General features: G+C 44.3%; 7 protein-coding genes. 1 reads left to right on the forward strand and 6 read right to left on the reverse strand.

The window, feature by feature from the left end:
- Positions 1-110: 110 nt before the first annotated feature.
- Complete coding sequence (gene add / locus K1J10_RS09705; RefSeq protein ID WP_223357138.1) at positions 111-1130, forward strand: adenosine deaminase; 1020 nt, start codon at positions 111-113, stop codon at positions 1128-1130.
- Between the two features lie 36 nt (positions 1131-1166).
- Here add and K1J10_RS09710 read toward each other — a convergent pair whose 3' ends face one another.
- The 6 genes from K1J10_RS09710 to K1J10_RS09735 form a co-directional block, all read right to left on the reverse strand.
- A complete protein-coding gene (locus tag K1J10_RS09710; protein ID WP_223357140.1) occupies positions 1167-1853 on the reverse strand; it encodes a DnaD domain-containing protein in 687 nt (228 codons plus the stop codon).
- Between the two features lie 9 nt (positions 1854-1862).
- Entirely contained in the window at positions 1863-2807 is a 945-nt protein-coding gene (gene metA / locus K1J10_RS09715; RefSeq protein WP_223357142.1) for a homoserine O-acetyltransferase MetA, read from the reverse strand.
- Between the two features lie 101 nt (positions 2808-2908).
- Complete coding sequence (locus K1J10_RS09720; RefSeq protein WP_223357144.1) at positions 2909-3421, reverse strand: adenine phosphoribosyltransferase; 513 nt, start codon at positions 3419-3421, stop codon at positions 2909-2911.
- 158 nt (positions 3422-3579) lie between these two features.
- Positions 3580-4170 carry a TipC family immunity protein gene (locus tag K1J10_RS09725; protein ID WP_223357146.1) on the reverse strand — a complete coding sequence of 197 codons (591 nt, stop codon included), beginning with the start codon at positions 4168-4170 and terminating at the stop codon, positions 3580-3582.
- Positions 4170-6383 carry a single-stranded-DNA-specific exonuclease RecJ gene (recJ, locus tag K1J10_RS09730; RefSeq protein WP_223357148.1) on the reverse strand — a complete coding sequence of 738 codons (2214 nt, stop codon included), beginning with the start codon at positions 6381-6383 and terminating at the stop codon, positions 4170-4172. Before recJ ends, K1J10_RS09725 begins: the two co-directional genes overlap by 1 nt.
- Before the next feature lie 236 nt (positions 6384-6619).
- Positions 6620-7003, reverse strand: coding sequence for a hypothetical protein (locus K1J10_RS09735; RefSeq protein ID WP_223357149.1), 384 nt, complete (start codon positions 7001-7003; stop codon positions 6620-6622).
- Positions 7004-7050 lie beyond the last annotated feature (47 nt).

The raw sequence follows: 7050 nt of genomic DNA on the forward strand, positions 1-7050 counted from the left end.
CTTTATGCTGTTTTTCGCAATTCTAGTATATCAGATGAACGTGTCTTTTGTGTTGCACTTCATTTTACAACAGGGCGTATAGAAAAAATACATTTTGAAGGAGAAAAAACATGTCCACGATCGACTTTCATAGTTTGGCAAAGACAGAACTACACTGCCACTTAGACGGTTCCTTGTCTCTTCCGACCATTCGCCAATTGGCAGCCATGGCTAATATTGACCTACCTGCTAGCGATGAGGAGCTCAAGCACCATGTTACTGCACCTGCCCACTGTGAGAATCTTTTGGACTATTTAGAGGCCTTTGACTACATTCGCCCTCTTCTTCAGACCAAGGAAGCCTTGACCCTTGCTGCTTATGATGTGGCCAAGCAAGCTGCTTTGGAAAATGTCGTCTACATTGAGGTTCGTTTTGCCCCAGAATTGTCCATGGACCAAGGGCTCACTGTCCCAGAAACTATCGATGCTGTCTGTGAAGGACTGCGCCAAGCCCAGGATGAATTTGGCATTGTCGCGAAAGTCCTCGTTTGTGGTATGCGCCAGTCGGATCAAGAACTCACTTCTCGTATCCTGGCAGAAGCTAACCAAGTTAGGGATCAAGATTTTGTCGGCTTTGACTTTGCTGGGGATGAGCACCACTATCCACCACAAGCCATTGTTGCCCTCATCCAACAGGTCAAAAGTTACAACAGGCCCATGACCCTGCATGCTGGCGAGTGCCACTGTCCAGCCAACGTCGTTCAATCCATGGCCTATGGCATCAAACGAAATGGCCACGTGACCTTGCTAGAGGATGAACCAGAACTTCTAAAAGAGTTTGTGAAAAATGGGGTTACGGGTGAGCTCTGTTTGACTAGTAACCTTCAAACCAAGGCTGCTGCCACTGTGGCGGACTTCCCTTACCTTAAGATGAAGGAAGCTCAAGCTCATATCAGTATCAACACCGATAACCGGACCGTCTCTGACACGGATTTGACCAAGGAATACGAACTCTACCATTACCACTTCCAAACGACGCCAGCTGACTTTTACCAGCACAATGTCGATGCCATCCAAGCTTCCTTTGCTAGTGATGAGGAAAAGCAAGAACTCCTGACCAAACTTGAAAAAGCTTACGCGGACTATTTATAAACGAAAAAAACTAGCACTCAAATAAGTGCTAGTTTTTTAATCTTTCCACAAATCCATCGCCTGTAAGAAATCATCTGAAACTGTGACATTTTCAGGCTGAAGGGCTTCCCGTTCTTGTTGTTTGATTTTTAATTGTGTCAAACTGGTAATTCCCTCCCGTCGCCAATTGCGCAGGATGGCCTGAATGTATTTCCAGTGAGGCTTGCCGTTAAAGACTGCTTCTCTCAAGGCAGCCTTCACAATATCAGGGTCTGTTTGGTCCTGTTTGACAGTCTGCGTCAAATCTTCGATTTCAAATGGCGTCAATAAACGACCTAACTCCTGCTCAAAGGTTTTGACCAAACCAGCCAGTTCATTTTCTGCTTGCTTGTCTTGCCCATGCTGTGCTACTTCCATCTTGCTTTGAAGCAAGTCATCCAGGCGTTCGAGGGCAATGGTCGCATCAAAAAGAACTTCAATCTCGCCATCTAACTCAATAGTCCGGTATTGGAGCAACCCTTGATTGGTTAGGCGAGACATGGACTGGTTGACTTCTGTGACCGACTTGCCAATCGCATCTGCAATTTGATTCGGCGTGAGACTGGATTGGTTGGTCGTATTCTGCAAATAAAAGAACTGCCAAACAAGAAAATCCTCTGCGTCTTTAAATAAGTGTTGATAATGGAAAAGTAAGGCACTTGGTAAAACCAAATTGCCCGACTTAAATGCTTGTGAATATGTCATACTACCCCTTTATAGGTAACCATAAAATGAAATATCTTTTTCTAACTCCTCCAAACGATAAGGAGTCTCTTGATAAACTGCATAATTGATCCAATTACTAAAGAAGTTGGCTGCCGCTAAGTTCCACCGCATCCGTGGGTCCCGACTACTGTCATCCTGATCGTAATAATTCTTCGGAAGATCTGGATTCAAGCCTGCTTTGACATCCCGCTGGTATTCCTTGGCCAAGGTATCACGGTCATACTCCAAATGGCCAAAACTATAGACCTCTCGAAGGTCTGGACTGGCCAGGATGGATAGTCCTACTTCCCCCCCCTGAGCCAGGACTTGCAAGTTACTCTTCTCTAGCACTTCCTTGAGGGGGACATCTGTATAACGTGAGTGAGGGGCCAAAAAAGCATCGTCAAAGCCACGCATCAAGCGATTCTGAGGATTCATAACTGTTTGCTCATAGATCCCAGATATCTTGTCGCAGAGGGCTACTTTTTCAATCCCATAGCGGTAATAGAGACCTGCTTGGGCACCCCAACAAAGATGCAAGGTAGAAAAGACATGGCGTTTTGACCAAGCAAAAACCTTTGTTAACTCCTCCCAGTAATCCACTTCCTCAAAGGCTAATTTCTCTACGGGAGCTCCCGTAATGATCAAGCCGTCATAATAGTTCTCTTTAATATCATCGAAGGATTTGTAGAAGACTTCCATATGTTCTGCCGCTGTCGTCTTAGACTCATGGCTGGTCATATAGAGGAAATCCACATTGATCTGCAAGGGAGTATTGGCCAAGAGGCGTAAGAGTTGAGTCTCAGTGGCTACCTTAGTCGGCATGAGATTCAAAATCAGAACATTCATCGGACGAATATCTTGGTGAGTTGCCCGAATATCATCCATGACAAAAATATTTTCTGAGCGGAGAATATCAACTGCTGGTAATTTCTTATCTAAGGTAATTGGCATAAAAAGCTCCCATCTTACAAGTTGTTACCTCTTATTATAAGACAGGAGCATATAGTTTTCAATTATGGTTTTTCTCTATCTAGATATAGCTCTAAACTATATTAGTAATGCATCAAGACTTTGTAGTCGTAATCTCCGATAGCTTCGCGACCTTTGAGATCATCGAGTTCGATCAAGAAGGCACAACCTGCAACCACTCCACCGAGTTTTTCAATCATTTCGATGGTTGCTTTAACGGTACCACCTGTTGCCAAGAGGTCATCGACGATGAGGACGCGTTGGCCTGGTTTGATAGCATCAGCATGCATGGTCAAGGTATCCACACCATATTCTTTTTCGTAGTCCGCTGAGATGACTTTACGTGGCAATTTGCCAGGTTTACGAACAGGCGCAAAACCAATACCGAGCTCGAAAGCGACCGGACATCCAACAATGAAACCACGCGCTTCAGGTCCGACGATCATGTCGATTTTCTTATCGGTTGCGTATTGAACGATTTCACGAATCGCATAACTATAAGCATTGCCATCTGCCATCAAAGGGCTGATATCACGGAAGGTAATCCCTTCTTGTGGATAGTTTTCAATGCTTGCAATGTAATCTTTTAAATTCATGGTTAACTTTCTTTCATAAAAAAATTTTTACATTCCATTATACCATGAATTCTACTAACGTGCATCATTTTTTACTAAATCATTTTCCCAGCCTCTTGCAACGAAAACAAAAATCCCACATCTGAAAAAGATGCGGGATTAGATCCGAAAAAAACTTACTATTCTTCTATCAATTTATTGTACTCGATTGTCATATCGCCCAGATTTTTCAAAGAATAGCGCGAGCTACCATTCTTGAACCAGGTACCAAGGATGTATTGTTCGGCGACCTTCTTGCTTTGGTTTTGAAGCCAAGTGAGGTCTTTGCCGTAGGTAGCAAGTTTCTGTAAAAAATCACTTCCTTCAACTGTTTGATTATCCTCGTAAAGATACACTTTTTCTTGAATCAATGCTCTTTTTTTAGAATTGTATTTGAAGGTCATCCAAACGTATGCATTTTCGTTTAGATGGTATTCATACCAGTAAACCCATTCAGAACTATCTCGAAACATCATGACGGATAGCTCTTCTTGACCACCAACGATTTTATCTGAATAGGGGTACATTTGAAATCCTTCATCCTCCTTCCAGATGCGATCACTCCCGATCGTTTCTGTAAAGGGCCTAAACATCACATAGCGCATCCAGCTGCCATTTTCAGCGTAGTTGATTTCTTCCATGGGATTTCTCAAACTCCAGTAGATCCCCAGCCAATAGAGGGCAAAAAGGAGGAAAGGGCTGAGCCAGAGAAATATTTTCTTTTTGTTCATTAAATCGATTCCGTTAAATAGTCATAAATTTCTTGCACAGATCCTAAAGCCATGAGTTCCTGGTCTTTGACCGTCTGCACCAAATCCTGATAAATGGAACTAGAGGCAATCTCCTTCTTCTCCGCGTCCTTGTTGACCGTCATGATGCCATTTTCAATCTGGACAAAGCCTAACTCTTGGAAGATTTGGATCATCTTAATCAACAAAACTTGTGGAATCTTGAGGTAGTCAGATAGTTGGCTGAGCTTATGGCGAATATCAAACTCAGGGAACTGATACAGCGTTTTGTAGAGTTTGGCATACTGATCGCGACTCCCGTAGCCTGTCAGGTAATAGGCCTTGTCTAGGTGATTTTTAAAATAAACCGCTTGGAAGTTCTGTTCTTGGAAGAGGGCTTTCAAGTCAGCCAGGTCATCGGGTATGCGATCGATGACAATGGCAGGGGAATCTTCCCCTTCTTCCAATTGACTAAAGAGGGGAATAGCTTGTGGGAGAGGAGCATTTTTCCCTCGGATATTATAGAGCTGTACTCCTTCTACACGGGCATCCACCACCATCAGTTGCAGGGTAGTCTGTCCATTCCACTGATTGACGGACAAGGATACCACCAACTCCAAGTTTTTCGCTTGGGAGTACTCCAATTCCAAATGGCCCTGGCCAAAAGCCACCACATCAAAGCGGGCATCCCCTTTTTGAATCTTCAACTTCAGATGGCTATTGCCGGCCCCCATAGTCCGGCTAGACTCCACTTGAAAATCACGAATGTAAAAGACTGGCTTCTTATGGTCCATCCCAAAAGGAGCGAGACGGTCAAAACTCTTCAAGGTATCCAAAGTCAGCTCTTCTAGGTCCAACTCCTCATCCACAAAGAGTGTGGATTTGGCCGTCAGGTCAATCCCTTTTTCTACAATATAGTCAGAAAAAATCTCGGTCAGACGAGGGATCTTGTCCACTTCCAAAGTCATACCAGCTGCACCCGCATGGCCTCCAAAGGCGATAAAGAGATCACGATGCGGATCTAGGGCTTCAAAAATATGGACACTTTCGGGACTTCGTGCACTTCCCTTGGCCTTGCCTTGGTCTATGGTGAGGACGATGATAGGCTGATGGAGCTCTTCAAGTAGTCGACCGGCCACAATCCCTAGGACACCAGGATTCCAGCCTTCTTTTGCCAAGATTTGGACAGGAAGGCTTGGGTCAACCATGGCTTTGGCCTCATCGTAGATGGCTTGGACGATCTCCTTGCGCTCTTCATTCTTGGCTTGAATCATCAGCGCAATTTCCAGCGCTTCTTCGTCATCAAAACCAGTCAAGAGTTCGACCGCTGGATTTGGGTCATCCAAGCGGCCCAGCGCATTGAGACGAGGGGCAATCTGAAAACCAACTGTTTCTTCATTTACATCTTGAGGGGCGATGGAGGCCAGCTTGAGCATTTCCTGGAGGCCAATCCGTTGGGTTTGACGAAGGACACCTAGGCCATACTTGACTAGAATGCGGTTTTCATCTGTCAGACTGACCATATCCGCAATGGTCCCAATGGCCACCAAATCAAGGAAATCTAGGGGCACCTCTTCTAGGAGGGCACAAGCCAACTTAAAGGCAACCCCACAGCCTGCTAGGTGCTTAAAAGGATAATCGGCATTTGGATGCTCGGGGTGAATGATGGCATAGGCATCGGGCAAGACTTCTGGCATGGCATGGTGGTCGGTCACGATAACATCTACTCCCATGCTTTGGGCCAATTCAATGGCTTCATGACCAGCTACCCCATTATCCACTGTAATAATGAGGGATATTCCCTGCTGTTCAATAAAATACTTGTAGACACTGGCATTGGGACCGTAGCCATCCGTAAAGCGGTTAGGTAGATAGACGGTTACTTCCGCCCCCATCTGCTCCAGGGTTTCCTTCATAATAGAAGCGGCCGTCATCCCGTCCGCATCATAGTCCCCATAAACTAGGATTTGTTCATAATCTTCAATGGCTTGGCGAATGCGATCCACTGCCTTGTCCATATCGTGAAGCAGGTAGGGATTATGCAGATCTTCTAGTCGCGGTTCAAGAAAACGATCCAGCGCCTCTTCCGTCTGGATCCCTCGTTCTCCCAGTAACTTGGCTGCAGATGCTTCTAATCCTCTCTTCTTTGCTTGCGCCAAAAAAGTATCATCTGAAAAGGGCGCAGCAAACTGCCATTCATATTTTGACGTGATCATCTGTTTATCTTTTCTCCCTGTTATCTAGTCTACTTATTATAACATGAATGAATTTATCAGAGGGGATAAAAGCCTATGCTTCCTAAAGAGAGAATAGAAAAAAACGGATGGCGATTAAACTCACGGTACCTTTACCATCAAGACTTACTTTTCTAGACGAAAGAAAAGACTGGGAATCAACTCCCAGCCTTGCTATTTGACTTGCGGTCTATTAGATAGTCCCTTTTTCATCTTCCTTATTCTTGATTCTCTAGTTCGTCCTGTTGATCTTCATAAATAACAACTTTCCCATCTTTCACTTTGAAGGAGTAACTGAGCGTGTCTTCCGAATCATCTTTATGATTGGAATAGTAGAAACTATAGGCACCATCTGGTAATTTGCTTGCATCTAGCTTTTTAGCTGCCGCTTTTAGGTCTTGCTCCTTAACGGACACGGCATCATCTACATAAATGGTCATACGGATTAACTCTTGATCGATCAAGGTTTGAAAAGGAATTTGATAGTAGCCGGCAAAGTCTTTTTTCCCTTCTTTGAGATTTTGACTTGCAATGCTATCCAGGATTTCCTCTTTTTCTTCCTGATAAAAGTTACTGATAAATTGCAAGAATAAGTGCAACATTTACTTGAACTCATCCTCTAGAGCTTCACAAGCAGTTCTGTAAGCTA

Origin of the sequence: Streptococcus australis, assembly GCF_019930045.1 — a bacterium.
In the GTDB taxonomy this organism is placed as follows: domain Bacteria; phylum Bacillota; class Bacilli; order Lactobacillales; family Streptococcaceae; genus Streptococcus; species Streptococcus australis_D.